Here is a 23,983-nt window from a genome sequence, read left to right on the forward strand (position 1 = left end):
GGAGGGTGTCTATCAGCGGATTACGGCGCGCAGGGCGGTCGAGGTAACGATCGCCCAGAAGCCCGTTCTGAAGATCAATGCCACGAGAGTACGCGTTTCATGAGGCCCGCCCTGGGACACATACACAAGGAATGCACATAAGACGATCGCGGTCCCGATCAGAATCGCGATGGCCATCCAGCGAGCCCACCCTCTGGCGAACCAGAGCCCGAGGCCGGTCATTGCATATGCAAAGCCCGCCAGGAAATTGAACCACAGGACAAACGAGACGACGTTGCCAGCCAGTCTGGATAGCTGATCGCCACCAAAGAGAACCGTTCCACCGCTCACGACTGTCATGACACCGAAAACAGCGGCTGCGGCACCAGCCATGCGCAGGCCAGATCCCTGGCGCAGGTCCCTTTGTATCAACATGGTCCGTATCCCGTTCACAAAGCTATCAATCTGCCGGTGGCAGTTTTCCATCTGCTTCGTCCATCAGTCGCCGCACCCACTTTGCTGCAAGCCATGTGGCCGGGATGCCGAGTGGCAAGCTGATCCAGATCGACACGATCGGCGACAGGGCCGGCAAGCCGATGGCCTGCCCCATCAGGCTGAGCATGAAGAGATTGATGGCAACGGCAGCGGCCGTGAACGGATAAAGCACGATCGCAAGTTTGCGCACCGGCCAGCCGGTTTCGATCCGGGTCACGCCGCCAGTTCCTTCAGATTGGCGCTCTCCAGCGCGCAGGCAATGAGTTTGGGTACGAATGGCGCCTCGATCAGCGGAGCAAGGCGCAGTCCCTCGAACCCGGCCTTGTCGAGAGCTTCCGGAATGTCCTGGGTCACGTGGTGCCCGTTTCCGGCAAACAGGGGTAACAAGACCGTTCTCATGCCGCAACTTGTAGCCGTTTGTTCCAGGAAGGGTGCTTCTTCAAGGAAGCCCAACCGGATCGGTCTTTCCGGCAACCATTCGGCAAGAACAGCGGCAAAGCGGACGGTGCTTTGCGCGGTCGACCGGCAGGTCGCCGACCCATGGGCCGCGAGCAGCAGTTCGTAGCCCGACGCGTTCCAGTGGGTTCTTTCTGCCGTCATTTCCAGAAAATGCGCCGTCAACCGTGGCAACTCGGGATGAATACCGAGGGCAGGCAGCTGCCGGGCACCCGTCCCTTTCAGCCTGCCTGTCAGAGCGGTCTGCGTGAACCAGCCTTCGGCCATGAAAACCGGAAAAACAAGCGGTTCAGGCCCGGCAAGGCCCAGGGCCCGATCAAGAGCGCCAGGCGCGGCCAGCGTGGCCGAGCGAATGGACCAGCCGGGCAGGAATTCGCGGACCTGCTGCGCAAGTGCGCGCAAATACGCTTCACCTGCCTGCGGGTGCGACGGCTGGCCGTGCGAGACGAGGATCGCCTCAATGGCTCGTTCCTTCCGAAAAGGTGATCTTGTTCCAGACATTGTACTTCCCCGAAGGTTTGCGCATGGGCAGGCGCCGGATCTCTTCCAGCGTGCTGGCGTCATAGACAATCACTGCGCCGTCGTCCTCCCAGACGGAGACAAGGGCATGACGGCCATCTTTCGTGAATTCGACATGGGCTACCGTCGCGCCCTCGACGGGCTTTAAGGTCTTGACGATTTCCAGGCTTTCCTTGTCGATCACATGAATTTCGTCCTTGTTCGGACCGAAGAAGACATCGGCCCAGAAATAGGGCGTGTTCTCGTGACTGCGCAGGAAGAAGCCGGGACCGTCGGTCTTGATCGTCGCGATCTGCTTCCAGGTTTCGGTGTCGATGACCGACAGCTTGCCTTCCTTCAGATGCGGGGTCGCCATGACCCTGCTGCCATCCCGCTCCCAGCTGATACCGGAGCCGAGATGCGGCATGCCTTCCAGCGGCAATTCAGCGATTTCACGGCCGACATTCAGGTTGACCACGACACCGCGCGCGCCGTCGCGCGACGCTCCGACGAGATGCCGGTAGTCATCATCGAAAAAGAAATCGTCAAGCGGTTCCGCCGTCAGGATCCGGCGGCGGGCGAAGAGACCGACGGAGGAAGGCAAAGCTTCGACCATGCCTTTTTCCCGGCTGTGCACGAAGCCTTCGTAGACCGGTTCCGCTTCCGGATCGGTCGCTACTTCCCAGATTTCCGGAGCATCCTTCAAGGCAAGGATAAAGCTCTTGCGGTTGGGAGCCTGATAGACCGCCGAAACACGACTGGCCGTTCCGTCCTTGGCCGTCACATCCATCACGGTTGCGACCGAAAGATCTTCGGTCGACAGGATCGTCAGCGTCATCGGCAGATAGTTGGCAACCGCCAGCCACTTGCCGTCATGGCTCATGGCAATGTTGCGGCTGTTGAGCCCTGCCCTCACCCGGCCAACTTCCTGAAGCGCGTAGAGATCGTATTTCTGGACCCAGCCGTCGCGCGACATGATGAAGACATAGCGCCCGTCCGGCGAGAATTTCGGCCCGCCATGGACCGCAAACGGCGTTGCGAACCTGTCGAGCGTCTCGAAGGTGTCGCCGTCTAGGACACTCACGTGATGATCACCTGTTTCGACGACAAGGGTGATGTTCATCGGATCGGACTGCCAGAGCGGCTTTTCGACGGGCTGATAGTCCTCGTTGATCACCTGGCTGGCGGCAATATCCGTTTCGGTCCAGTCCGGAACCTCGCTCAGCGGTTCTTTCAGGAAAGCGGCCAGGGCCTCGATCTGATCGGCATCTAGAATATCGGCGAATGCCGGCATCTGCGTCGCCTTGCGGCCGTCGCGAATGACAGCATCGAGATCCGGTCCGCGCATGCGGCCGAGGGTCTCCGGGATCAGTGCCGGTCCGACACCACCAAGACGGCCTGCTCCATGGCAGTCCTGGCAGTTGTCTGCATAGTCCTGCGCGGGGCCTGCAACCGAAAGCGAGGTCATCAGAAGGAGTGCGCTAAGCGAAGCGGTGAGCCGGATCATGGCGTTTTCCTCGGAACGGGGTCACGGCCAGGCGCTCGCCGCCAGGGCCGGCAAGCCCGATTTCGTCGTCATTGAGATAACAGGCAGGGTCTTCGGCCCAGGGATCGCCAGTCAGTTGCAGTGCGCGGATACGGGTATTGCCGCCGCACACGTCCTTGAAGGCACAGGCACCGCAGCGCCCCTTGAGCGGTCTTGGCCTTGTTCTGAGCCGGGCCAGCATGGGGTCTTCACCGGTCCAGAGTTCGGAGAACGGAACGGATTTCACGCTGCCGATGGTGTAGTCGGACCAGTAGGTATCCGGATGCACGTTGCCGAGGGTGTCGATGTTGGCGACACCGAGACCGGAGGAATTGCCTCCCCAGGCCGCAAGATGACCGCGCACATGGGCTGCCGTTTCCGGACCAAAGATCCGCTGTACCCATTCCAGAAAGTAAACCGCGTCGGCATCATTGTTGCCGGTTACGATATCGAGTGGCCGGCCACCGCTGACACCTTGCCATGCACGGTCCATCAGAATGTCCATTGCCCATCTGGAGCGCTTGTGCTCGGCATCTTCGCCGCGGTGCTTGTCGCCCCTGCCGGCATAGACGAGATGGGACAGATAGAACTTGTCGACACCTTCATCGTCGCACAGACGCAGAAGATCCGGCAGGCTTTCGTGGTTGCCCTCGGTCAGGGTGAAGCGCAGCCCGACCTTGATGCCACGTGACTTGCATTCGCGAACGCCCCGCAGGGCAGATTGGAAAGCGCCCTCGACGCCACGAAACCAGTCGTTCGTGGCCCCGATCCCGTCAATGGAAATGCCCACATAATCGAAGCCGATCTCCGCCACCTTGTCGGCAGTCTCGCCGTGCAGCCTGGTGCCGTTGGTCGACAGAGCCAGCATGCGCACAAGGCTTCTGGCGCGCCCCGCGATCTCGAACAGATCCTTCCTGTCGAGCGGCTCACCTCCGGACAGGATCAGGGCGGGAATGCCGAAGCGTCCAAGATCCTCCAGGGTCGCCATGGCCTGGTCGTGGCTCAACTCACCTGGAAAATCGACGTCTGCCGACACGGTGTAGCAATGCCGGCATTTCAGGTTACAGCGCCGGGTCAGGTTCCAGATCACCACCGGTTTGACCGCACCGGTGCCGCGGCGTGTCCTGACAGGTGTCGGCTCCACGATCTGGTGCATGTATTCCGAGAGGCGGAACATCGTTCAGCCCTCCTTGCCGCGAAGGCGCATGCCGGTCTTTTTCAGGATGCGCGTTGAAAACAGGATGTCGCCGGCACGGCAGGCCTTGCCCAGCAGACTGGAAATCTCCGCCCGCTTTGCAATCACTTCCTCGCGGGTTTCTCCATGAACCATGGCAAAGAGGTTGTAAGGCCAGTCGGGCAGTGCCCGCGGACGGCGGTAACAATGCGTGACGAACGGCAGGGCGCCGACCTTTTCGCCGAGACTGTCGACCACTGCGTCATCGACATCCCAGACGGTCATGCCATTCGCGGTCATGCCGAGCCTGTAATGATTTGGTGCGGCCCCGATACGCCGGATGACACCTTGCGCCTTCAGCTGCTTCAGACGGTCGATCAGCTCCGCTTCGCTCAGTCCCAGGCTTTCCGCGACGACAGCAAAGGGTCTGGTGACCAGAGGCAATCCGGCCTGTGTGGCTTCGACGATCGTTCGGTCCTGTGGGGTCAAGGTCATGCGTTCACCCGAAAGCCTATGAAAAACTCGCGTTCCTTCGGAAACAGCAGCACCGGCAAGCCTGTGTCGCGTTCGATTGCTTCGGCAGTTGCCGAAATTGCGGCCTGACTTTCCGTTGCCAGGACGAACCACATGTTGAGCTTGTGATCCCGTTCATAGTTATGGGCGACTTCGGGGTAGGCATTGACTTTGGTTAAGACGTCTTCGAAACGCGCTGGCGGTACCGCGATGGCGCAAAGGCAAAAGGCACCGCCAAGGGCTTCCGCATCGAAGAAGGGTCCGAACCGTGTCAGCAGGCCGTCGTCGCGCAAGGTCCGGATGTGCCCGGCAACCTCTTCTTCACTCAGGCCCAGTTCCTGCGCCAATTCCCGAAAGGGATGCGAAACCAGCGGCAGATCGTCCTGCAGACGATTGATCAAGGTCCGCTCAAGAGGAGACAGTTTCCGGGTCATGCCGCAACTCCCTGACGAGAGATCAGCGCCCCGGTCTGCTTGAAGCAACGGGTGGAAAAGAGGACGTCATGCCTGACGCCCGCCACTTCCCGCAGGCGCGATGCCTGAATGAGAACATCCAGTGCCTGCGACCGGCTCCGGCCGTGAATCATGCAGTAAAGCCGATAGGGCCACACGCCTGCCACGGGTCTGCGTTCGTAACACAGGGTCACCCCCGGATGCGCAGCAAGCGCCGGGCCCGCCGAGGCGATCCTTTCCGGTTCGATATCCCAGACAACCATGGCGTTCGCGCGCCAGCCAAGGGCGCGGTGACGTACAATCACGCCGAAGCGGGAAATGATACCGGCTTCAAGCAGCCTTCCAATCCGTTCCAGAACGTCCTCTTCCGTTCGGCCGAGTTGTTCCGCAATTCGCAGGTAGGGGCGCTGTATGATCGGTAGTCCTGTGGTCAGAGCCTGCAGGAGGTCATCGTCTCGCTCCTGCAGTCGCTCCAACCGGACCGGCCGGGGCACTGGTGGCCGGCCCAGGCCGCCGTTCAAGCTGAAGCCTAGGTCTATATTGAACGGACGGATGATCGGGAGATCCAGTACGGCAAGCTGCGTCTGCTCCCGTATGGTGTCCAGAACCCCGTTGACATGCTCCCGGTCCGGGCCGGTGGCAACGAACCAGAGGTTTCGGTAATTCTCCCTTAGATAAGAATGATTTATGCCCGGCTGAGCACCGACGATCCCGGCAACGGCCTCGATGCGATCGTGTGGCACCGACATGGCCGCCAATGTGCTTGCCGAAACCGTGTTGGGTGCACAGGTGGCACCAACGCGGGTGATCCGGCCGGTCGCAGCCATATCCTGCAGCCGCCCGATAACGTCACCTTCGGAGCAGTTCGTTCCCGCTGCAATGATTTCGAAAGGTCTCGGCACCAACGGGAAGTCCCGTTGCCAGTTGTCGAGCAGGTTCAAGTCAATGGGATCGATGAGGCTTGTCATGGCTCACAACCCCGTCCTGTGTGCCCGGGCTGTAAAGAAGATGCCGGATGGGCTCTCGGCGTCGATTTCGCCTGTATTCTCGAAGGTCCGGGTGTCGTAGATCATGACCTTGCCGGCATCGCGCACGGAAACCCAGACCTCGTTACCGCGTGGCGTGAATTCCATGTGCAGTACGGCAGGGCCGGGTTTGAATTCGTGAACGACCTGCTTTGTGATCGTATCGATCACCTGGATGGTGTCATTGAGCGGATGTGCGAAGTTTACCCAGACCTGGCGGCCATCGGGTCTCGCCATGGCAAAGACCGGTTGACCATGGGTACTGGTGCGTCCGGTTTCGGCGAGCGTTTCACCATCGACCCACAGAACCTCGTGGTGCCCGACGGCAGGCAGGACAAACTCCTGGCCCGCGCGTGCCCAACCTTCCAGATGCGGCATCTTGTAGACCGGTAGCTCCGCTTCCCCGCGGCCATATCCGGACAAAACGCGAATTGGTTCGGGATTTTCCTGCCACAGGTCGAGCGCGGTCAATCCGTCTTCGCCAAACAGGCCTGTGATGTAGAGACGGCCGTCACCGGTGATCAGAGCATCATAGGGGTTGGTGCCCATGCCGGTAATCCTGGTGATCTTCGGTTCCTCCGAATTGAGGTCCGCGATCCAGGTTTCGCCTGCATCCCACAAAGTGAAGACAAAGCGTTTGCCGGGCGCATCGACAAGACCGATTGTCTTCGACCCGGTCGGAATATCTGCAACCATCTCCAGCGTCTGAGCGTCGAAGATACGCACACCGCCAGGCTCATAGTTGGAAACCGCGACCAGTGAGCCGTCGTCCGAGATGGCCCCACCGATGGCGTTTCCGGATTGAATCACCCGCTTGGCTATCCGTTTCTCGACAAGATCGACCTTGGAAAGGCCGCCATCGCGGCCGAAGACATAGGCGAAACGTTCGTCCGGTGAATAGACCAGGCTTGCATGGGAAAGGTCGCCAAGCCCTTCTATCCGTGCCAGGGAGGCACGGTCGGACTGATCGACCAGCAACAGAGACCCGCTCGCCCGTTCCACCACAAGACCGAGATCGCCGGTGGCAACGACCGACTGCGCCTGGACAGTGCCGGTCAACATGGCTGCCAGAACGGCTCCACATAGCCACTTCATTTCGTGTCTCCCTTCAAAAGATATTCGGCAATTTTTCTCGCGTCGGCCTCGCTCAGGATCGGACGCCAGGGAGGCATTGCCGTTTTCGGGATGCCGTCCAGAACCACCGTGGACAGGGTGTCGATGTCGTAATGACCGAGGGCATCCGGCCGGATGTCCGGTCCAAGACCACCTTTCAGCGTCATGCCGTGACAGGACCCGCAGTCCTGCCGCACCAGGTTGACCAATGCCGCAGGCGTTTCCTGTTCCTCGGCAAGCGCGAGGCTTGTGATGGCCAGAAGACAGAAGGCAATGGTGAGCAGCGTCTTAAGCATGGACCAGCCTTCCGGCTGTGCCGCTGTCCACGGCACTGAGCATGGCGTCCAGGGTGGCTGCCGGCCATTCGGCACTCAGGGTCACGACCTTGCCGACAACAAACAGCACCGGTGCCTTGAACCTGGCGTCGCGGATATCGATCGCGATCCTGTCGAGTTCGGAATAGAGCCTGGTTTCACGCGGTGTCGTCGCGTTTGCGATGGCTAGTACAGGGGTTGTCCCGCTCAGTCCTTCGGCAATCAGGCGCAGGGCAATCTGCCCGATGTTGGCAACCCCCATGTAGACGACGAGCGTGGTGTCCTCGCAGGCGAGACTTTTCCAATCGAGGTCGAGAACGCCGTTTGCCTGCCGGTGTCCGGTCACATAGCGGACGCCGGTTGCCAGACCACGATGGGTGAGCGGCACACCTGTTACGCAGGCAGCCCCCTGGGCAGCGGTGATGCCGGGCGCATATTCGACCGCGATGCCGCGTGACAAAAGATGTTCGGCTTCTTCCGAACCGCGACCGAAGATCAGCGGATCGCCGCCTTTCAGGCGGGCGACGGTCAAGCCTTCCAGCGCCAGTTCTTCAAGGATCTCGTTGATCCTCTCCTGAGGAACGGGATGATTGTCGGGCGATTTTCCAACAGGCACCTGCAGGGCACCGGACGGAGCCAACGACAGGATTTCAGGTGAAACCAGACGATCAAAAACAACGGCATCCGCTTCCTGGAGCACTCGCAAGGCTTTGAGCGTCAGAAGCTCCGGGTCACCGGGTCCCGCACCGATCAGATAGACCTTCCCTGGCTGTTTCATCGTTTGCTCCTGCAGGCGGCATGGAAGAAAGAAACGGGAGAGGCGGAATTCCGCCTCTCCCGGCGGGACGTCAGTAGACGTCGGCGCGCGTGTTGAAGACGTTGAACTTGCCGGTCGGAGTGATCAGCCGTTCGTCCTTGATGACGTGCTTCAGCTCGAGCGTCTTGTCGTCAACGACGACGATCGCGCTTTCCTTGTCCTTGGCGTTCCAGACGGAGAACCAGATTTCCTCGCCCGCCTGGTCGAATTCGCCCTGAACGACACGCGGCTGGCCCTCGCCGACATCCGCCCATTCGACAATCGGCAGAACCTTGTATTCAGGTTCTTCCTGGGTCAGGTCGTTGACGTTGAACACAGCGATCGCGCCCGAGACTTCCGCGTCCGGGTTCAAGGGTGCATCCACGTAGAGATGGTTCGACTTCGGATGGGACTTGACGAAGAGCGAGCCCCCGCCGAGACCATAGAGGGTCTGCACGACCTTCCAGGCACTGTCCGGATGGCCTTCCGGATCTGTCCCGATCAGGGCGACGGTTTCGTCGCCGAGGTGCGAAGTCACCCAAACCGGTCCGTATGTCGGGTGGATCAGGTTGGCACCACGCCCCGGATGAGGTGTCTGACCACCCGTTTCAAGCAAGGCCGTCAGCTTGCCTTCCTTGGTGTCGACGACCGCAACCTTGCCGCGGGCGTTGGCAGCCACAAGGAAGTAACGCTTGGAACTGTCGAACCCGCCATCATGCAGGAAGCGTTCGGCTTCGATCTCGGTCGTCTTCAGGTTCTTGATGTCCGAGTAGTCGACCAGCAGGATCTTGCCGGTTTCCTTCACGTTGACGATGAATTCCGGGTTGTAGTGCGATGCCACGATGGAGGCGACGCGCGGCTCGGGATGATAGGTCTGGTCGTCGTAGACCATGCCACGGGTCGACTTGATCTTGAGCGGCTCCAGCGTGTCGCCGTCCATGATCACATATTGCGGCGGCCAGTAGGAACCGGCGATCGCATACTTGTCTTCCCATCCCTTCATTTTCGATGTTTCGATGGAGCGGGCCTCGGTGCCGACCTTGATCTGCGCCACTGTTGCCGGCTCTTCCATCCAAAGGTCGATCATGTTCACAAGCGCATCACGCCCGATCACGTAAAGATATCGGCCGGAGGCGGAAATACGCGAAATATGAACCGCATACCCTGTGTTGATCACCGCATGGATGGCATAGGTTTCACCGTCGATAAGGGCGACCTGGCCGCTGTCGCGCAGGGTGACCGAGAAGAGGTTGTCGATATCGATATCGTTCAACTTCTCTTTCGGACGGTCTTCCGGCGCAACCAGCACCTTCCAGCTCTTGCGCATTTCGTCCATGCCGAACTCTGGCGGTGACGCCGGTTCCAGCAGGATGTAGCGCGCCATCATGTCGACCTGTTCCTCGGTCAATTCACCCGAGGTCCCCCAGTTCGGCATGCCGGCGGGCGATCCGTAGGTGATGAAGTCGCGCAAATATTCGTAGCCGTTTTCCCGGGTGATATCCGTGGTCAGCGGCTTGCCGGTCGCGCCCTTGCGCAGCACGCCGTGGCAACCGGCGCAGCGTTCGAAATAGATCTGGTTTGCATTCTGATATTCATCAGGCGTCATCACGGGATCGCCTTCCTTGCGCCCCGGAATCTCGACCTTCAGCTGGCCGAGAGTTGACATGCTAGGCTCATAGGCAGCTGAAGGACCACTGCCGTGGTCCGCCGGCTTGTCCTGGGCAGAAACGCCGACTGCCGACAATCCGAGTGTGAAAGCCACACTCATCAGCAGCGCATTTCTCCGAATGGCTCGTGTCGAGATCATGATTAGTCTCCGTTCGACTGGTGAGGCAATCGGACGGTGCGCGCAGGCTGGGTCTGCTTCCTTGACTTTCGTTAACTTGAAATTTTCAGGCAGGTTTGTTCAGCCATGTTCGGCGGGAAAACCGGCAAGATACGATCTTTCTAAGCCTTTGTTTTCATTTAGATAATTACATGTTCATCGCCTGCAAAACGACACAATTGTCGCAGGGAAGCATGCCCTTCGCGGCAACATCGGCGAACGCGTCGATCCCATTGCGATGATTTTCACCGTCTTCGGCACGCCTTTCCGGTCCACTTGACTTTGGTTAAGGAAATGCGGCTACGCGCTGGCACCCTCCCGGCAGGATCAACTCCGGGGAAAGGAGCGCGCTATGCGCGAAGTCATGACCAAAAGCATGGCCCGAAACATATTCTATGGCGGGTCGCTTTTTTTCATCATCATCTTTGTGGGGCTGTCGGCGCACAGCCACCTTTACATCACCAGCACATCGACGAATGCGGAGACGCTGACCGAAAGCGTTGCCGCAGGTAAACGGGTCTGGGAGGACAAGGCCTGCATCAATTGTCACACGATCCTCGGCGAGGGTGCGTATTTCGCCCCCGAAGTCGGCAACGTGATGACCCGTTGGGGTGTGCTGGACGATCCTGACCTGGCATTCGAGACCCTCAAGGGCTGGATGGAATCCCAGCCTTCCGGCATCGAAGGCCGCCGACAGATGCCGCAGTTCCACCTGACGGACGAAGAGATCCGCGATCTCTCGAACTTCCTGATCTGGACAGACAAGATCGACGCCCAGGACTGGCCGCCGAACGACGCCGGCTGATTTTGAACGCTGAGGAAACCCAAGATGAAATACCAATCTCAAAAGGTTGCGCTGGCGTATTTCGCCGTGGCGCTCGGCCTGTTCGCCGTCCAGGTTCTGGGCGGGTTGCTCGCCGGCTACATCTATGTGGCGCCGAACTTTCTGTCGGAGCTGCTTCCCTTCAACATCGTGCGGATGCTGCACACAAACAGCCTGATCGTCTGGCTGCTGCTCGGCTTCATGGGCTCCGCCTATTTCCTGATCCCGGAAGAAGCGGAACGGGAAATCCATTCCACCAAGCTCGCCTATCTGCAGCTCATCATTCTGGTGGTCGGCACACTGGGTGTGGTGCTCACCTATGTCTTCAACCTGTTTGAAGGCAACTGGCTGCTGGGCAAGGAAGGCCGCGAGTTCATCGAACAGCCCAAATGGGTCAAGGTGGGCATCGTTGTTGCCGCCCTCATCTTCCTGTTCAACATCACCATGACAGTGCTGAAGGGCAAGAAAACCGCGATCACCAACATCCTGCTTCTGGGCCTGTGGGGCCTGGCGCTCCTGTTCCTGTTCAGCTTCTACAACCCGAGCAACCTCTCGCTCGACAAGCAGTACTGGTGGAACGTCGTGCACCTGTGGGTCGAAGGTGTCTGGGAACTGATCATGGCCTCGGTCCTTGCCTACCTGATGCTGAAGCTGACCGGCGTCGACCGCGAAGTCATCGAGAAATGGCTCTACGTCATCGTTGCCGCCGCACTGTTCTCCGGCATCCTGGGCACCGGCCACCATTACTACTGGATCGGGACACCCGGATACTGGCAGTGGATCGGCTCGATCTTCTCCTCGCTGGAGGTGATCCCCTTCTTTGCCATGATGGCCTTTGCCTTCGTGATGGTGTGGAAAGGCCGGCGGGACCACCCCAACAAGGCCGCGCTGCTGTGGTCGCTCGGTTGCGCGACGCTTGCCTTCTTCGGCGCCGGCGTCTGGGGATTCCTGCATACCCTGCATGGCGTGAATTACTACACGCACGGCACGCAGATCACCGCTGCCCACGGACACCTGGCCTTCTTCGGCGCCTATGTTTCCCTGAACCTGGCGATCATCACCTACGCCATGCCGCTTCTGCGCGGCCGGGATCCCTACAACCAGGTGCTCAACATGGCGTCCTTCTGGCTGATGGCCGGTGGCATGTCCTTCATGACCTTCGTGCTGACGTTCGCGGGAACGGTTCAAACCCACCTGCAGCGTGTCCTGGGCGAATACTACATGGACGTTCAGGACCAGCTGGCCGTGTTCTACTGGATGCGCTTCGGAGCCGGTGCAGCCTTCGTCCTCGGCGCCATCCTGTTCATCTACGCAGTTGCAGTGCCACGCCGCGAAGTCATCCAGCCGGGTGAAGCAGCCGGCGCCCCGGCGGAGTGACGGATATGGACGCAACAGTCTCCATGGAAAAGGGGGCGGCACCTGCCCCCTTCTACCTCTCGCAAGGCGACGAATGCGATGTCTTCGAAGCCGCGCACCGGAACGGCCTGCCGGTTCTGCTGAAAGGACCGACCGGCTGCGGCAAGACCCGGTTCGTCGCCCATATGGCGGCAAGGCTCGGCCGCAAGCTTTACACGGTCGCCTGTCATGACGACCTTGCCGCCGCCGATCTGATCGGCCGGTATCTTCTCAAGGGTGGCGAGACCGTCTGGGTGGACGGACCGCTGACACGGGCCGTCAGGGAGGGCGCAATATGCTATCTCGACGAGGTTGTGGAAGCGCGCAAGGATGTGACGGTCGTGCTGCATCCCCTCACGGATGATCGCAGGACCCTGCCGATCGACAGAACCGGAGAAGAGCTGATGGCCGCACCCGGCTTCATGCTCGTCGCCTCCTACAACCCCGGTTACCAGAACATCCTGAAGACCCTGAAACCATCCACCCGCCAGCGTTTCCTGTCGCTTGAATTCGATTTCCCGCCGGCGGATCTGGAAACCGAAGTGGTTTGCGAGGAAAGCGGCCTCGATCGCGACCGGACCGCCTCGCTGGTACGTCTGGCCGGAAAACTCAGGGCTTTGAAAGGCCAGGATCTCGAAGAAGGCGTGTCGACCCGTCTGGTCGTCTATGCGGCAACGCTGATTGCCCAGGGCATGCCTGTCGGCCGGGCGATCGAAGCTGCAATGATCGAACCGCTGACCGACGATGAAGACGTGAAACGCGGGCTCCTTGATCTTGTCACGGCCGTGTTTGGGTGAGGCCAGACCGATGGGCAAGATCGACATCGAGCCATGGGAACCCGAGGAAACTGTCGGGAAACTGTGGCACGCGTTTGCAAGCCGCCTGGGTGCACCCGAGGTGCATCATGGAGCCGCGGTCGGCCTCGATGAGGTCGGCGGGCGGCTTGCTGTCCTTTTCCGGGGACTGGGCGGAGCTCACAGTGTCGAGCTCCGTCCGGTCGCCCAGGAGGTGTCCCGCCATCGCCTCGGATTTCTGAGGCGGCTCGGCACGGAAGCGGAAACCGTGACACGGACCAGCTTCGACGGCGAAATCCTGAGACTGCCGGCCAGTCTTGCGGTGTTCCCGCTGCGGGAGGCAAATGCAGTCCTCTATGTCTGGCTGACGGCCCTTGCGGCCCATGCACCAACCCATATTGCCGAAACGGACCCGCTCCGCGCCGACCTGCAAGCGCTCAGGGCGATTTCCGCGATGGTGCGGGACACGCTCGAACATGCTCCCGGCTTGCGGGATCTCTACGCCGCACTCTGCCAGCAGGTGCTGGCAGCAAGACCACAGGCCCCGCTGCCGGACATGGAAGCAAGGGTCGACAGGCTCATACGTCAATTTCTGGGAGACCCCGCCCTGCCGCCCCGCGATGTCCTGGAACTTCGGGAGCGGGTTGACCGGAATTCGTTCGAGGAGATAACTGCCCCGCGCGGATACCGCCCTTTCCGGCCGGTACCGCTTTGGCCGGATCTCAGAGCAATCGTGTTTTCTGCGGGAGACGAAGTCGACAGCCGCGAGACAGACGGCCCACCCGAGGAAGCGACCGGCAAGACCGTGCGCGCCCGCAGACGCAAGGCAGATCAGGCGGAACGCAAGGACAGTCTGATCCTCCACAAGTTTGAAGCCATATTGAGCTGGGCGGAGTTTCTCAATCTCAATCGGCGTGTCGATGACGACGACCACGACAGCGCCAAGAAAGCGGCAGACGATCAGGAGGAGATCGGCCTCGGGCAAATCTCCAAGGCACCGGCAACCCGTCTGAAGCTGCATCTTGACCTCGCCCCGGAGGATGTGGACCGCGAGAGACTGTCCGGACGGCATCTCTACCCCGAATGGGACACACGCAGCGGCCGCTATCTGGCAGACCACGTCTGCGTTCTGACCAGCACTGCAGAAGCGGATCCTGAAAAGGGATCTGCCGGCATGGACGAGCGGGCCAAACGGCGCATCCGCTCGGTGAAGAAGCAGTTCGAGGCCCTTCGCCCGGGCCGGGTGACGACACGTGGACACCTGGAAGGCGACGGACTGGATCTTGATGCAGCCGTGCGCTCTGAAGCCGAACGGATTGCAGGCGGCACCGGCTCGGAGCGAATCTGGCTGCAGACCCGTCCGGAAGCGCGTGATCTTGCGGTTTCCATCCTGCTCGACGTTTCCCGCTCGACCGAAAGCGCCGTCACCGGACGCGCCGTGATCGATATCGAACGGGAAGCCCTGACAGCGCTGGCCTGGGGTCTGAACGCCTGCGGCGATGATTTCGCCATCACTGCGTTTTCATCCCTGAAACGGCAGCGGGTGTACCTGCAGTCCTGCAAGGGGTTCCATGAACCGATGAGTGCCCTTGTCGAACAGAGGATCGGAACGCTGCGTCCCGGCTTCTACACCCGCCTGGGTGCAGCCATTCGTCATGTGTCCGCCGACCTGGCAGCGCAGTCGCGCAAGCGCAAGCTCCTTCTGGTGATCACGGACGGCAAGCCGAACGATCTCGATCACTACGAGGGGCGGCACGGCATCGAAGACACCAGGATGGCAGTTCGGGAAGCCCGGCGGGCAGGCCAATCCGTCTTTGGCGTCACCATCGACAAGTCGGCCAAGTCCTGGTTTCCGCGGTTGTTTGGTCAAGGCGGCTTTGCCGTGATCCCGCATCCCGATCGGCTGACACAGGCCTTGCCGCAGATCTATCGCCAGATTGTCGGAGGCTAGAGCCACTGATGCACGCTCCGTCACCGAAGCCGGAACAAGACGGCGACGCCGGCATCCTCGACGAGTTGCCGGGAGAACTGATGATGTGGGTACTCATCGTCAGTGAACTGCTGGTGTTCGGTGCCGGTCTTGCCGCCTTCATGGGTGTGCGAATTTCCGATCCGGCAGGCTTTGCGGCCGCAAGTGCCCATCTCGACCCGGCGCTTGCGGGCATCAATACGATCGTTCTGATCACCAGTGGTTTTATGGCGGCCAGAAGCCTGGAGCTTCGGCTCGTGATGAAACGCACCGCAGCGCGTTTGCATCTGATTGGCGCCATGGCCCTCGGCTGCGTGTTCCTCGCCATCAAGATACAGGAATATGCGGTCAAGATAGAGCAAGGGATCTCCACGGAAACCCATCCCTTTTTCACCTTCTACTACCTGCTCACCGGGTTTCACGCGGCTCATGTGCTTGCCGGTATCGTTGTACTGGGCCTGGTTGCCTGGAAAGACGAACCACGTACCATCGAAACAGGCACCGCCTTCTGGCATATGGTCGATCTCATCTGGGTTCTGCTGTTTCCGGTGATCTATGTCCTGGGATAGCGAATGATGACCCTTCCCTCCGTCACGCTTGCGTGGATTGCGCTATTGGGCCTGTCGGCCGCCACCGTTCTGGTGACAACAGGCGGAACCGGTCATTTCAGTCCGGCTCTTTTCGGCGGACTGCTGTTGCTGCTGGCCTTCATCAAGGCACGGATCATCCTGTCCCGATATCTCGGGTTGTGGCAGGCGCCTGCCTGGCTGTCAGGCTTCAGCTGGGTGATCGGGTTCTTCTGCCTGCTGTTACTGGTGCTTTACGCGGCACCGGGGCTCAGTCCCTGAACGCTTCGGCAAGCTGCTTTGGAAGATCGAATTCGGCAAGCACCCGGGCCCGTCCGTCCTCCGACATCTTCCGTGCCGTTTTCTGCACGATATCGAGCACCTTGCTGTCCTCGTGCTTGGCGGCAAATGGCGCGAAATACCATTTCAGGAACACAAAACAGATCACGTTTTCCAGCGCCTGCACGTCCGCGTCCCGCTTGAGGCCTTCCTTGCGCAGCATCTTCGCCGCCGCCTCGATCTCCTCCGGTGAATAGCCCGCGCCCGCCATGATTTCACCGACCCGGTCCGCGTGATGACGGGCCTGATCCCGGCGCCAGGCGTGGTAACCGGCCTTGCCTTCGGGGTAGGACTGGCGCGGAGTGATCCAGCGCTCGATGTGCTGGCCCCTGGCCGCGACCTTCAACGGATCGGCCGCATCCGGGTAGAGCCGGTCCAGCTCTTCGCTCATCCGTTGCCCATATAGAAGAGCCGCGGGCTTGCCGTCTTCCTGGTTGGGGTCGGCAGCGTTCGCGGTGTCGATAGCCGTCAGGGCAATGTCCCGTTTCATCATGGTCACCCCTTGGTCCAGGCATCCACCGGATCTTCTTCCGAGAAGGCCCGAAGCCGTTCGATATCCTTGATTTCCGCATGATTTCGATTGATGCGGACCCCAGCAGATTTCAACCGCGCAAAAGACCGCGACAGGCTTTCCGGCTTCATGCCGAGACGGCCGGCGATCAGGAACTTGTCGTAAGGCAGGGTTACCTCGCAGCTGCCGCTTTCCTGCTCGCACAATTCAAGCAAGAACTCGGCAACCCTTTGCGGTCCGGTTTGCGCCTTCAACTGCTCCAGCTGCGAAACGAGGGAATGCAGGTGAATGAAGGTCGACGCCACAACGGACACGGCAATGTCCGGGTCCTTGCGCATGGCTTCCAGGATGGCCGTGCTGGGTATGCGCATCACTTCGCAGGCGGTTACCGCTTCCGCCGAAACCGGATAGGCAAGCCCGCGGAACGCGACCGCTTCACCAAAGCTTTCGCCCTTGGCAAAGACATTCACGACCGCTTCGCCTCCGTTGGGCGCGATCCGGTAAAGCTTGACCCAGCCGTCCATGACGATGTGGATTGCCTGGGCTGTCTCGCCATGCAGGAACAACGTCTCACCGCGGTCATATGTCCGCCAGCTCGACATGCCGAGCACCATGTCTCGGATCTCCTGCGGGAAGCTTTTCAGAAGCAGGGAGTTCTGGGCAATTTTCCGCTGGCGGTCGGTTGGCATCGATGAAGGTCCTGGGCAAGTGATATGCAAGAACGTCTAGCCCGACCTGATGACTTTGCACAATAGCAAGCGCAGACCATCGACGGATTCTTGCCTTTCTTGACTATTGTCATTCAGCCTGCCCCGCCCCGCAACTAGCGTCTACCGGACACTTGAGAAAGCGGGGACGTCATGGACTATCAAGCCTTTTTCAAAAGCCGTCTTGCAGACCTGAAGCATGATGGAAACTACCGCGTCTTCATCGACCTTCAGCGCAAACGCGGCAATTTTCCGGAAGCGAAGTGGACCAGCGGAGAGAGCACCAAAGATGTCGCCATCTGGTGCTCGAACGATTACCTCGGCATGGGGCAGCACCCTAAGGTTCTGGCAGCCCTGCACGAGGCGGTCGACCGCTGCGGAGCCGGGGCAGGCGGAACCAGAAACATTTCCGGCACGACACACGATCACGTGCTGCTGGAAGCCGAACTCGCCGATCTGCATGCCAAGGAAGCCGCCCTGGTGTTTACATCCGGTTACGTCTCCAACTGGGCGGCGCTCGGTACGCTCGCCTCGCAGATCCCCGACTGCATCGTTTTTTCCGACAGCCTGAACCACGCCTCGATGATCGAGGGAATACGCCACTCGCGCGCCGAAAAGGTGATCTGGAAACACAACGACCTGGAAGACCTGGAAGCCAAATTGCGGGCTGCCGACCCGGCAAAGCCGAAGCTGATCGCCTTTGAAAGCGTCTACTCCATGGATGGGGATATCGCGCCGATTTCGCAGATCTGCGATCTTGCGGACCGATTTGGTGCCATGACCTATCTGGACGAGGTCCATGCCGTGGGCCTTTATGGGCCGCGCGGAGGCGGTATTGCAGAACAGGAAGGCGTGATGGACCGCCTGACCGTCATCGAAGGCACCCTTGGCAAGGCCTTCGGCGTTGTCGGAGGATATATCGCAGCGTCTGCCGAACTTTGCGATTTCGTGCGCAGTTTTGCCAGCGGCTTTATCTTCACCACAGCCCTTCCCCCCGCGATCGCGGCAGCCGCAGCGGCATCCATCAGGCATTTGAAGGAAAGTTCGGTGGAACGGGAAGCCCACAAGGCCGTCGTCGCGAAGGTTCGGCGGCGTCTCGATACGCTCGGCATTCCACATGTCGACAATCCCAGCCACATCATACCGGTGATCGTCGGCAATCCGGCCAAGTGCAAATTCCTGTCGGACACACTCCTGGAGGATTTCGGCATCTACATCCAGCCGATCAACTACCCGACCGTTCCAAAGGGAACCGAGAGGCTTCGGATTACCCCGTCGCCGGTTCACACATCCGGGGATGTCGACCGGCTGGTCTGCGCACTTCATTCGCTTTGGTCGCAATGCCAGCTGGCAAGACAGCCCGTTGCCGCCGAATAGCCGGAGGCTCGCTTGACGGATGTCAAGGATGTGAAAGGCGATCACCGGCTTTCTGGCCTCGCACCCTCACCATGACCTCGTCCGTCCGACAATGAGGCCTGGGGACGGACCGGTCAGGCCGGGCAAACAAGGTTTGCCCGGCCACCATGAAAACCCACCGCGGCCGTCCGCCGGCCGTATCGTCGGCAAAGTGCCGGCAACAGGAAAGGAAACATCATGAGAAAGACACTCACCTGCCTTGTCACGCTTGCGGGTCTCTTCGCAGCGGCTCCTGCCTGGGCTGACGGCGACGCTGCTGCAGGCGAAAAGATCTTCAAGAAATGCCAAGCCTGCCATGCTGTCGGCGACGGCGCCAAGAACAAGGTTGGCCCGGCGCTGAACGGGATTGTCGGCGCGCCTGCAGGCCAGGTCGAAGGCTATAAATATTCCGCCAGCATGACCGAAAAGGCTGACGGCGGACTGGTCTGGGACGAAGAAACCCTGACGGCCTATCTGCATAAGCCAAAGGAAGTCGTCCCCAAGACAAAGATGTCCTTCGCCGGGCTGCGCAAGGACGAGGAAATTGAGAACGTCATCGCCTATCTGAAGACGTTTCAATAAGCGGATTGCAACGGGCACACCGGGCTCGCGCCGTTAACTCAGGTGCGGTCCGGTCGTGGCCTACCTGTCGGTAATTCCTGGGCTCAAAAGCCCGGCACGGTTGGTGCACCGGCCGCGGTTACCTGGCGTTCCCCCAGGCTTTCCGAAAGCCGTTGGGTGATGGTTTTCATCACGTCGGGAGCGTTTCTGTCGACGCCATAGACAAACCCCGGAAAGTCGAGCGGCTTCTGGATCGTCCAGATGGCTTCATGCTGGTCTGCCGAAAGGATCCGGGCCGGGTCACCGACAGCGACCCATCCGATCGGAACGGTCGATCCGGGTTCCAGCCGCGTGCGAAGGTGAACCGTGCCGTTGACGCGAACCTCCGACCCGTGCCCCACCTGCGCGCCATGGAAAACGGCAGCTCCGGTTGCGATGAAGACTTCATCCTCGATTTCCGCGCCGACAACATGAGTGTTCGGACCGATCAGACAATGATCTCCGATTTTGCAATCGTGACGGGACGTTGCGCGGATCACGGCGTTTTCGAGGACGATACAGTTTCGGCCGATACGGATTGTGCTGCCGCCTTCCGCCACCAGCCGGGCACCATTCATGATCCTGCTGCCCGCACAGATCCTGACATCGCCCGCAACCGTCGCGTCGGGCGCAACCCATGCATCCGGATCGATGTAAGGTGAGGCGTTTCCTTCAGACGTGCTCATAGCCGCTCCTACGCTTTCTCGATTTCGCTGGCCTTGCAGCCAATCGGGCAAACATCGGCGCTGCAAAGGTTATGCTCGCACAGCCGGCAAGTTGTTCTGGCAAAGGATCGCGATGTCGTCGCCTCTTCAAGAACCCTGTCCAGCAGCAAAACGAACCGGTTCCGGTCTTTCTCGGGCAAGGCGCCAAGCAAACCGTCCAAAGCGGCCAGCCGGCGAAGCTGCAACGCTTCGGCCTCATCGTGACCCGCCTTTGTCAGGCTGAGCGGGGTGACACGCCCTACCTGCTCGCCGCGCTTGATCAACGCCTGTCGTTCCAGCCCATCTATCAACCTGACGGCAGTCGGTTGACTGACGCCGACGACTGTTGCGATTTCACTCGTCGTCAACCCGGGCTTGAAGTGAAGCATCGACAGAACGGCGGCAGCGCTTGGCGACAATGGTCCCAGCGCCGCATCTGTCCGGTCGCGGATCAAAGTGCCGAGGGCACCCAGTTTGTTGGCGTCCAATAATTGCATAGCCTATGCATATATTAATTCCTCACCTTGTCAACGTCCATGTCCGCCTCTGCCAATACAAACCCTTGGTGCTCATAACGCTACACAAGATCCGATGCGCTGGAGCAAGAAACGCCTGAAAGGTTCCCCCCAAAGGTCTTCTCATCTCGAAGAATTCAAAAAGGCAGTACCTCGAAGGCTTCTTCCTGTGCCCACTCCGAAGGTATGTCCGACAGGTTGAAACGCAAACCTTGGATGCAATTTCGTGCCGAACGGAGTGTCAGCTGACTGCTGTGACGTTTCGATAAAAGGCCGGTCCTTGCCGCTTTGCCTGTACTCGACGAACGAGTTGCGAATACATTTTCCGGAACACTCTGAGACGTGACTATTCAGTACGTGTCTTGTTTCACAAGCCTGACAAAGTCTAGCGTCTCGATAAATTGACCTAGGTATTGTGATATCTGATGTAAATTATTTTCTTCATCCAACTCACATCAAGAATTATTCTTGAATTACTGAAAGCTTCGCATTAACCAACTAAATATTATTGCCTTCTTGAAGATCAATCACATTGACGAACTTTGCAATTAAAAGGTCTCAGGCCTCTCTGAAAAACTTTCGACATTCAAAGCTTTCCCTGCGCAGCGTTAATGGTGTATTATTTGTTAATATAGGGCTGATGGCTGATTATAATTTATTTCTTCGCTCCTGTGCGGCAAGTTCAGGTAGTGGGTTGGGCAACCTGACAGCACGGTGAGGGAAGCGGCATCGTCCGATCTGCGAGCATGAAGAGTGCTCGTAGAAACATGCGCAAGACCACGTTTGGAATACCAGCTATTGCAGTTTGATTTTGGAAATATTCCTAAATGCAAACGACATGAACACGGAAGGTTCTATTTCAATTTAGAAAATAACAAAGCTTAAGCAACACAAAAAGATCCCAAAACAAGTTGCTTCCTGATTGATAAAGAATGCCAACCATGCGGTTGGTGGCAGCGCTATATTTTTTACAGTGTATTTCTTGGTGGATATTCTTCTTACAGCGCGTTAAGGGCAAACGAAATCCACCTTCAGCGTAATACGTCCTGTAAATCTATAGCCATAGATAGTTCCTACAAGAATAAATTTCGTTTCCAATTGAATATGGTGGGGTGACATGGGCAAGCTACATAGTAACTTTATCGACCAATTATCCGCTGAAGCGTTCCCTTTAAGACGTCAAGCCAGAATTACGCGGACGACTGGAAGGGCACATACCAAACGCGCAGCGGATGCCAAACTCGAAATATCCCGGTTCGATGTCTCCGCGTCGGAACTGACCCTCGGCAACGGCATTCACTGGGGTATCGCCGTCATGTGTGAGCGCGCGCGGAGGCATGGAGCGACTTCCGAGATCCAAAGTCCCGTCAGGCAAAACAGGACCTGCATTACGGTCTTCCATTCTTCAAATCATCACTAAAAGACGATCCGAAGGGAAGCGTTACAATGACGCCAAAGCTTACCCGTATGGTCATCGCCGACGAGCATCAAGTGATGATTGCTGAAGACCGGGCCCAAATTGAACTATCAGAGACTAACAGGCATCCGGCACCGAAAGGCTTCACCAGCCCAGCAGCGAGAAAGGACCCGTAATGCGTGTTGTGTTTGTTCTTGCGGGCCTCGGAGCAGGCGGCGCTGAAAAAGTCGTCAACCTGCTGGCGCACCACCGCCTTGCCGCTGGCGACGATGTACATGTGATCGCCCTGAATGCGACCGATTCCACCTCCTATTTTTCCTATGACTCCAGAATTCAGGTCGAAGGGCTAAGCCGCACCGGTAATTACTCCCGGCATTTTGTCACCATGCAACGGGTAAAGGATCTGCGCAGGCGCTTTGCAAGGATCAGACCGGATATGGTCGTCTCCTTCCTGACCAAGATAAACGTCATCACCGTTCTTGCGACCGCAGGTACCGGAACGCCAACGATCATATCCGAACGCAACAATTTTGATGTTCAGCAAATGAGCCGCTTCTGGCGCTGGTCTCGGCCGATGGCGGCCTTTGCAGCGACCAGTCTCGTCGTCATGACGGAGCGCGCGCGCGCAAGACAACCCGCCCGCGTTCGCAAGAAAACCATCGTTATTCCAAATCCGGTCACGCCGCTGCCGCGCGCCATGCCGCGGCCCGATGCGGGCCGCAGAGTGGTCGCGGTAGGACGGCTCGATCGGCAGAAAGGCTTTGATATCCTCATCGCCAGCTTTGCCCAGGTTGTGGAGCGCGTCCCAGATGCGGTGTTGACGATCTATGGCGAAGGGCCGGAGCGGTCCGCACTCGAAAAGCAGATTTCCGACCTCGGGCTGCAGGAAGTCGTCCGTCTTTCGGGTGTCACGCAAGTTCCTGGCGAATGGGTATCGCCCGGCGACGTATTTGCCCTGAGTTCGCGCTTCGAAGGTTTTGCGAATGTCGTCCTCGAGGCGATGTCGAGCGGGATGGCCGTTGTGTCCGTCGACTGCCCGTGGGGACCCAGCGAGATCGTGCAGGACGGAACCACAGGTCTGCTCGTGCCGATGGGCAGCAAGGAGGCACTTGCTTCAGCGATCACTCGGGTCCTTACCGACCCAGAGCTGCGTGGATCTTTTTGCGAGGCCGGCCCACCTTCGCTGGACCGCTTTTCCACGGCAACCGTCCTGGCCAAATGGGACGAGACAATTTCTCAAGCCGCAGGCCGTCCTCCATTGACCGTTTTTGCCGATGCTTGACATGGGGTTCAACGGTACCAAAACGGCCGTGTATGCCGATTTCCGGTTTCACCTTATTGCCGTATCGCCCTTGAGCGCAAAACAGGATCAATGCACCACAACGGTGAAAAGGCGCATGAGAAGCCGGGGCATTGCCTATTTGGCGCGTCCAGGCGCTGGTTCCAAAATCGCACAATCGAGAACTTCCTGGCTTAACGCCCCCTCCCCGACAGCCCGTGACAGGACAAGTGCCCCGACCATGCCGGTGATCAGCCGAATTGCCTCGCAGCGGGTCTGGGCACTTTCGGCGCGGGTGTCGGTCAGCAGAGTGATGGATTTCTCAACGGCTTCACAAAATGCATCCTGGAGATCCTTGCCGTGACGCGGGGCTTCGGCCGCCAACGCGGCATAAGCGCAGCCTGCGTCACGTCTGTCGACATGTTCCCGGGATAGATACCAGCGTCGTAGAGCGTTCAAAGGGTCGTCCCGGTGTCCTTCAACAACGGATTGCCAGGCAACGAGATTTTCGTCCAGCGCCTGCTGCGTTGCTTCGGTGATAATGGCGTCCTTGTCGGCAAATTGCTTGTAGAACCCGCCCTGAGTCAGCCCGGCAGCTTTCATCAATCCTGCGATACCGATCCCGTCGTAGCCGTGTTCCCGAAACTGTTTGCTCGCGGTTTTCACGACGTTCTCGCGGTTTCTTGCTGCCGTTTCCCTGCTGACACGCATTCCTACCTCCGTTGGCTGTTGGAATCGTAATTCGGATTACGATCCAAATCTATTCTTGATTTTATCAATTATGATCATAATCTAATTCTGGTA

At 59.1% G+C, this 23,983-nt stretch carries 26 protein-coding genes; 9 read left to right on the plus strand and 17 right to left on the minus strand.

Going from position 1 to position 23,983, the window contains the following annotated elements:
- Positions 1-12 precede the first annotated feature (12 nt).
- The 12 genes from FIV05_RS30730 to FIV05_RS30785 all read right to left on the minus strand — a co-directional run bounded on the left by FIV05_RS30730 (position 13) and on the right by FIV05_RS30785 (position 10,147).
- A complete protein-coding gene (locus FIV05_RS30730; protein ID WP_286202341.1) occupies positions 13-414 on the minus strand; it encodes a hypothetical protein in 402 nt (133 codons plus the stop codon).
- 25 nt (positions 415-439) lie between these two features.
- Positions 440-691, minus strand: coding sequence for a hypothetical protein (locus FIV05_RS30735; protein ID WP_023001466.1), 252 nt, complete (start codon positions 689-691; stop codon positions 440-442).
- Positions 688-1,431 carry a CbiX/SirB N-terminal domain-containing protein gene (locus FIV05_RS30740; RefSeq protein ID WP_173014022.1) on the minus strand — a complete coding sequence of 248 codons (744 nt, stop codon included), beginning with the start codon at positions 1,429-1,431 and terminating at the stop codon, positions 688-690. The genes FIV05_RS30735 and FIV05_RS30740 overlap by 4 nt, the downstream gene beginning before the upstream one ends.
- Positions 1,388-2,935, minus strand: a complete 1,548-nt coding sequence (locus FIV05_RS30745; protein WP_152512226.1) for a nitrite reductase — start codon at positions 2,933-2,935, stop codon at positions 1,388-1,390. The genes FIV05_RS30740 and FIV05_RS30745 overlap by 44 nt, the downstream gene beginning before the upstream one ends.
- Positions 2,910-4,130, minus strand: coding sequence for a heme d1 biosynthesis radical SAM protein NirJ (gene nirJ, locus FIV05_RS30750; RefSeq protein ID WP_152512225.1), 1,221 nt, complete (start codon positions 4,128-4,130; stop codon positions 2,910-2,912). The genes FIV05_RS30745 and nirJ overlap by 26 nt, the downstream gene beginning before the upstream one ends.
- 3 nt (positions 4,131-4,133) lie before the next feature.
- Positions 4,134-4,622: an Lrp/AsnC family transcriptional regulator gene (locus FIV05_RS30755; protein ID WP_023001470.1), complete on the minus strand. Its 489-nt coding sequence runs from the start codon at positions 4,620-4,622 to the stop codon at positions 4,134-4,136.
- Positions 4,619-5,074, minus strand: a complete 456-nt coding sequence (locus FIV05_RS30760) for an AsnC family transcriptional regulator (RefSeq protein ID WP_152512224.1) — start codon at positions 5,072-5,074, stop codon at positions 4,619-4,621. The genes FIV05_RS30755 and FIV05_RS30760 overlap by 4 nt, the downstream gene beginning before the upstream one ends.
- Positions 5,071-6,060: an Lrp/AsnC family transcriptional regulator gene (locus tag FIV05_RS30765; RefSeq protein ID WP_152512223.1), complete on the minus strand. Its 990-nt coding sequence runs from the start codon at positions 6,058-6,060 to the stop codon at positions 5,071-5,073. Before FIV05_RS30765 ends, FIV05_RS30760 begins: the two co-directional genes overlap by 4 nt.
- A gap of 3 nt (positions 6,061-6,063) precedes the next feature.
- Positions 6,064-7,212 carry a cytochrome D1 domain-containing protein gene (locus FIV05_RS30770; RefSeq protein ID WP_152512222.1) on the minus strand — a complete coding sequence of 383 codons (1,149 nt, stop codon included), beginning with the start codon at positions 7,210-7,212 and terminating at the stop codon, positions 6,064-6,066.
- Entirely contained in the window at positions 7,209-7,526 is a 318-nt protein-coding gene (locus tag FIV05_RS30775; RefSeq protein WP_023001474.1) for a cytochrome c, read from the minus strand. The genes FIV05_RS30770 and FIV05_RS30775 overlap by 4 nt, the downstream gene beginning before the upstream one ends.
- Positions 7,519-8,322 (minus strand): uroporphyrinogen-III C-methyltransferase, encoded by an 804-nt coding sequence (gene cobA / locus FIV05_RS30780; RefSeq protein WP_152512221.1) that lies wholly within the window; start codon positions 8,320-8,322, stop codon positions 7,519-7,521. The genes FIV05_RS30775 and cobA overlap by 8 nt, the downstream gene beginning before the upstream one ends.
- 70 nt (positions 8,323-8,392) lie before the next feature.
- Complete coding sequence (locus tag FIV05_RS30785; protein ID WP_286202340.1) at positions 8,393-10,147, minus strand: nitrite reductase; 1,755 nt, start codon at positions 10,145-10,147, stop codon at positions 8,393-8,395.
- Positions 10,148-10,517: 370 nt separating this feature from the next.
- Between FIV05_RS30785 and FIV05_RS30790 the strand changes: the two genes are divergently transcribed.
- Genes FIV05_RS30790 through FIV05_RS30815 form a run of 6 tightly spaced genes read left to right on the plus strand, consistent with a single transcriptional unit; the run spans position 10,518 to position 15,994 of the window.
- Entirely contained in the window at positions 10,518-10,970 is a 453-nt protein-coding gene (locus FIV05_RS30790) for a cytochrome c (protein ID WP_023001477.1), read from the plus strand.
- Between the two features lie 24 nt (positions 10,971-10,994).
- Complete coding sequence (locus FIV05_RS30795) at positions 10,995-12,365, plus strand: cbb3-type cytochrome c oxidase subunit I (protein WP_152512220.1); 1,371 nt, start codon at positions 10,995-10,997, stop codon at positions 12,363-12,365.
- Positions 12,366-12,370: 5 nt separating this feature from the next.
- Positions 12,371-13,180, plus strand: coding sequence for a CbbQ/NirQ/NorQ/GpvN family protein (locus tag FIV05_RS30800; protein WP_152512219.1), 810 nt, complete (start codon positions 12,371-12,373; stop codon positions 13,178-13,180).
- 10 nt (positions 13,181-13,190) lie between these two features.
- A complete protein-coding gene (locus FIV05_RS30805) occupies positions 13,191-15,128 on the plus strand; it encodes a VWA domain-containing protein (RefSeq protein WP_152512218.1) in 1,938 nt (645 codons plus the stop codon).
- 8 nt (positions 15,129-15,136) lie between these two features.
- Entirely contained in the window at positions 15,137-15,715 is a 579-nt protein-coding gene (locus tag FIV05_RS30810) for a cytochrome c oxidase subunit 3 family protein (RefSeq protein ID WP_152512217.1), read from the plus strand.
- Between the two features lie 3 nt (positions 15,716-15,718).
- The gene (locus FIV05_RS30815) at positions 15,719-15,994 is read left to right on the plus strand and encodes a nitric oxide reductase F protein (RefSeq protein ID WP_152512216.1); all 276 of its coding nucleotides are present in this window, start codon (positions 15,719-15,721) and stop codon (positions 15,992-15,994) included.
- On the opposite strand, the gene FIV05_RS30820 is transcribed toward FIV05_RS30815, so the two are convergent.
- Positions 15,984-16,541 (minus strand): DUF4202 domain-containing protein, encoded by a 558-nt coding sequence (locus FIV05_RS30820; RefSeq protein WP_152512474.1) that lies wholly within the window; start codon positions 16,539-16,541, stop codon positions 15,984-15,986. The two genes, FIV05_RS30815 and FIV05_RS30820, sit on opposite strands and share 11 nt — an antisense overlap.
- Positions 16,542-16,546: 5 nt before the next feature.
- A complete protein-coding gene (locus FIV05_RS30825) occupies positions 16,547-17,251 on the minus strand; it encodes a Crp/Fnr family transcriptional regulator (RefSeq protein ID WP_023001484.1) in 705 nt (234 codons plus the stop codon).
- A gap of 171 nt (positions 17,252-17,422) precedes the next feature.
- Between FIV05_RS30825 and hemA the strand changes: the two genes are divergently transcribed.
- Both hemA and FIV05_RS30835 read left to right on the plus strand, forming a co-directional pair.
- Positions 17,423-18,646 carry a 5-aminolevulinate synthase gene (gene hemA, locus FIV05_RS30830; RefSeq protein ID WP_152512215.1) on the plus strand — a complete coding sequence of 408 codons (1,224 nt, stop codon included), beginning with the start codon at positions 17,423-17,425 and terminating at the stop codon, positions 18,644-18,646.
- 216 nt (positions 18,647-18,862) lie between these two features.
- Positions 18,863-19,246: a cytochrome c family protein gene (locus FIV05_RS30835; protein ID WP_023001486.1), complete on the plus strand. Its 384-nt coding sequence runs from the start codon at positions 18,863-18,865 to the stop codon at positions 19,244-19,246.
- A gap of 83 nt (positions 19,247-19,329) precedes the next feature.
- Here the strand turns inward: FIV05_RS30835 and FIV05_RS30840 are convergent, their stop codons facing one another.
- Positions 19,330-19,950: a gamma carbonic anhydrase family protein gene (locus tag FIV05_RS30840; RefSeq protein ID WP_152512214.1), complete on the minus strand. Its 621-nt coding sequence runs from the start codon at positions 19,948-19,950 to the stop codon at positions 19,330-19,332.
- Between the two features lie 8 nt (positions 19,951-19,958).
- The gene (locus FIV05_RS30845) at positions 19,959-20,465 is read right to left on the minus strand and encodes a MarR family transcriptional regulator (protein WP_152512213.1); all 507 of its coding nucleotides are present in this window, start codon (positions 20,463-20,465) and stop codon (positions 19,959-19,961) included.
- 1,610 nt (positions 20,466-22,075) lie between these two features.
- Between FIV05_RS30845 and FIV05_RS30850 the strand changes: the two genes are divergently transcribed.
- On the plus strand, positions 22,076-23,182 hold the full coding sequence (locus tag FIV05_RS30850) for a glycosyltransferase family 4 protein (RefSeq protein ID WP_152512212.1): 1,107 nt from the start codon (positions 22,076-22,078) through the stop codon (positions 23,180-23,182).
- Positions 23,183-23,317: 135 nt separating this feature from the next.
- On the opposite strand, the gene FIV05_RS30855 is transcribed toward FIV05_RS30850, so the two are convergent.
- On the minus strand, positions 23,318-23,890 hold the full coding sequence (locus FIV05_RS30855; protein ID WP_152512211.1) for a TetR/AcrR family transcriptional regulator: 573 nt from the start codon (positions 23,888-23,890) through the stop codon (positions 23,318-23,320).
- Positions 23,891-23,983 lie beyond the last annotated feature (93 nt).

The organism is Labrenzia sp. THAF191a, from assembly GCF_009363335.1.
GTDB lineage: Bacteria > Pseudomonadota > Alphaproteobacteria > Rhizobiales > Stappiaceae > Roseibium > Roseibium algicola.

Excerpts from the sequence above, each read along its gene's own strand:
- FIV05_RS30730 (WP_286202341.1), bottom strand. The coding sequence starts at position 414 with ATGTTGATACAAAGGGACCTGCGCCAGGGATCTGGCCTGCGCATGGCT.
- FIV05_RS30740 (WP_173014022.1), bottom strand. The coding sequence starts at position 1,431 with ATGTCTGGAACAAGATCACCTTTTCGGAAGGAACGAGCCATTGAGGCG.
- FIV05_RS30745 (WP_152512226.1), bottom strand. The coding sequence starts at position 2,935 with ATGATCCGGCTCACCGCTTCGCTTAGCGCACTCCTTCTGATGACCTCG.
- nirJ (WP_152512225.1), bottom strand. The coding sequence starts at position 4,130 with ATGTTCCGCCTCTCGGAATACATGCACCAGATCGTGGAGCCGACACCT.
- FIV05_RS30755 (WP_023001470.1), bottom strand. The coding sequence starts at position 4,622 with ATGACCTTGACCCCACAGGACCGAACGATCGTCGAAGCCACACAGGCC.
- FIV05_RS30760 (WP_152512224.1), bottom strand. The coding sequence starts at position 5,074 with ATGACCCGGAAACTGTCTCCTCTTGAGCGGACCTTGATCAATCGTCTG.
- FIV05_RS30765 (WP_152512223.1), bottom strand. The coding sequence starts at position 6,060 with ATGACAAGCCTCATCGATCCCATTGACTTGAACCTGCTCGACAACTGG.
- FIV05_RS30770 (WP_152512222.1), bottom strand. The coding sequence starts at position 7,212 with ATGAAGTGGCTATGTGGAGCCGTTCTGGCAGCCATGTTGACCGGCACT.
- FIV05_RS30775 (WP_023001474.1), bottom strand. The coding sequence starts at position 7,526 with ATGCTTAAGACGCTGCTCACCATTGCCTTCTGTCTTCTGGCCATCACA.
- cobA (WP_152512221.1), bottom strand. The coding sequence starts at position 8,322 with ATGAAACAGCCAGGGAAGGTCTATCTGATCGGTGCGGGACCCGGTGAC.
- FIV05_RS30785 (WP_286202340.1), bottom strand. The coding sequence starts at position 10,147 with ATGATCTCGACACGAGCCATTCGGAGAAATGCGCTGCTGATGAGTGTG.
- FIV05_RS30790 (WP_023001477.1), top strand. The coding sequence starts at position 10,518 with ATGCGCGAAGTCATGACCAAAAGCATGGCCCGAAACATATTCTATGGC.
- FIV05_RS30795 (WP_152512220.1), top strand. The coding sequence starts at position 10,995 with ATGAAATACCAATCTCAAAAGGTTGCGCTGGCGTATTTCGCCGTGGCG.
- FIV05_RS30800 (WP_152512219.1), top strand. The coding sequence starts at position 12,371 with ATGGACGCAACAGTCTCCATGGAAAAGGGGGCGGCACCTGCCCCCTTC.
- FIV05_RS30805 (WP_152512218.1), top strand. The coding sequence starts at position 13,191 with ATGGGCAAGATCGACATCGAGCCATGGGAACCCGAGGAAACTGTCGGG.
- FIV05_RS30810 (WP_152512217.1), top strand. The coding sequence starts at position 15,137 with ATGCACGCTCCGTCACCGAAGCCGGAACAAGACGGCGACGCCGGCATC.
- FIV05_RS30815 (WP_152512216.1), top strand. The coding sequence starts at position 15,719 with ATGATGACCCTTCCCTCCGTCACGCTTGCGTGGATTGCGCTATTGGGC.
- FIV05_RS30820 (WP_152512474.1), bottom strand. The coding sequence starts at position 16,541 with ATGAAACGGGACATTGCCCTGACGGCTATCGACACCGCGAACGCTGCC.
- FIV05_RS30825 (WP_023001484.1), bottom strand. The coding sequence starts at position 17,251 with ATGCCAACCGACCGCCAGCGGAAAATTGCCCAGAACTCCCTGCTTCTG.
- hemA (WP_152512215.1), top strand. The coding sequence starts at position 17,423 with ATGGACTATCAAGCCTTTTTCAAAAGCCGTCTTGCAGACCTGAAGCAT.
- FIV05_RS30835 (WP_023001486.1), top strand. The coding sequence starts at position 18,863 with ATGAGAAAGACACTCACCTGCCTTGTCACGCTTGCGGGTCTCTTCGCA.
- FIV05_RS30840 (WP_152512214.1), bottom strand. The coding sequence starts at position 19,950 with ATGAGCACGTCTGAAGGAAACGCCTCACCTTACATCGATCCGGATGCA.
- FIV05_RS30845 (WP_152512213.1), bottom strand. The coding sequence starts at position 20,465 with ATGCAATTATTGGACGCCAACAAACTGGGTGCCCTCGGCACTTTGATC.
- FIV05_RS30850 (WP_152512212.1), top strand. The coding sequence starts at position 22,076 with ATGCGTGTTGTGTTTGTTCTTGCGGGCCTCGGAGCAGGCGGCGCTGAA.
- FIV05_RS30855 (WP_152512211.1), bottom strand. The coding sequence starts at position 23,890 with ATGCGTGTCAGCAGGGAAACGGCAGCAAGAAACCGCGAGAACGTCGTG.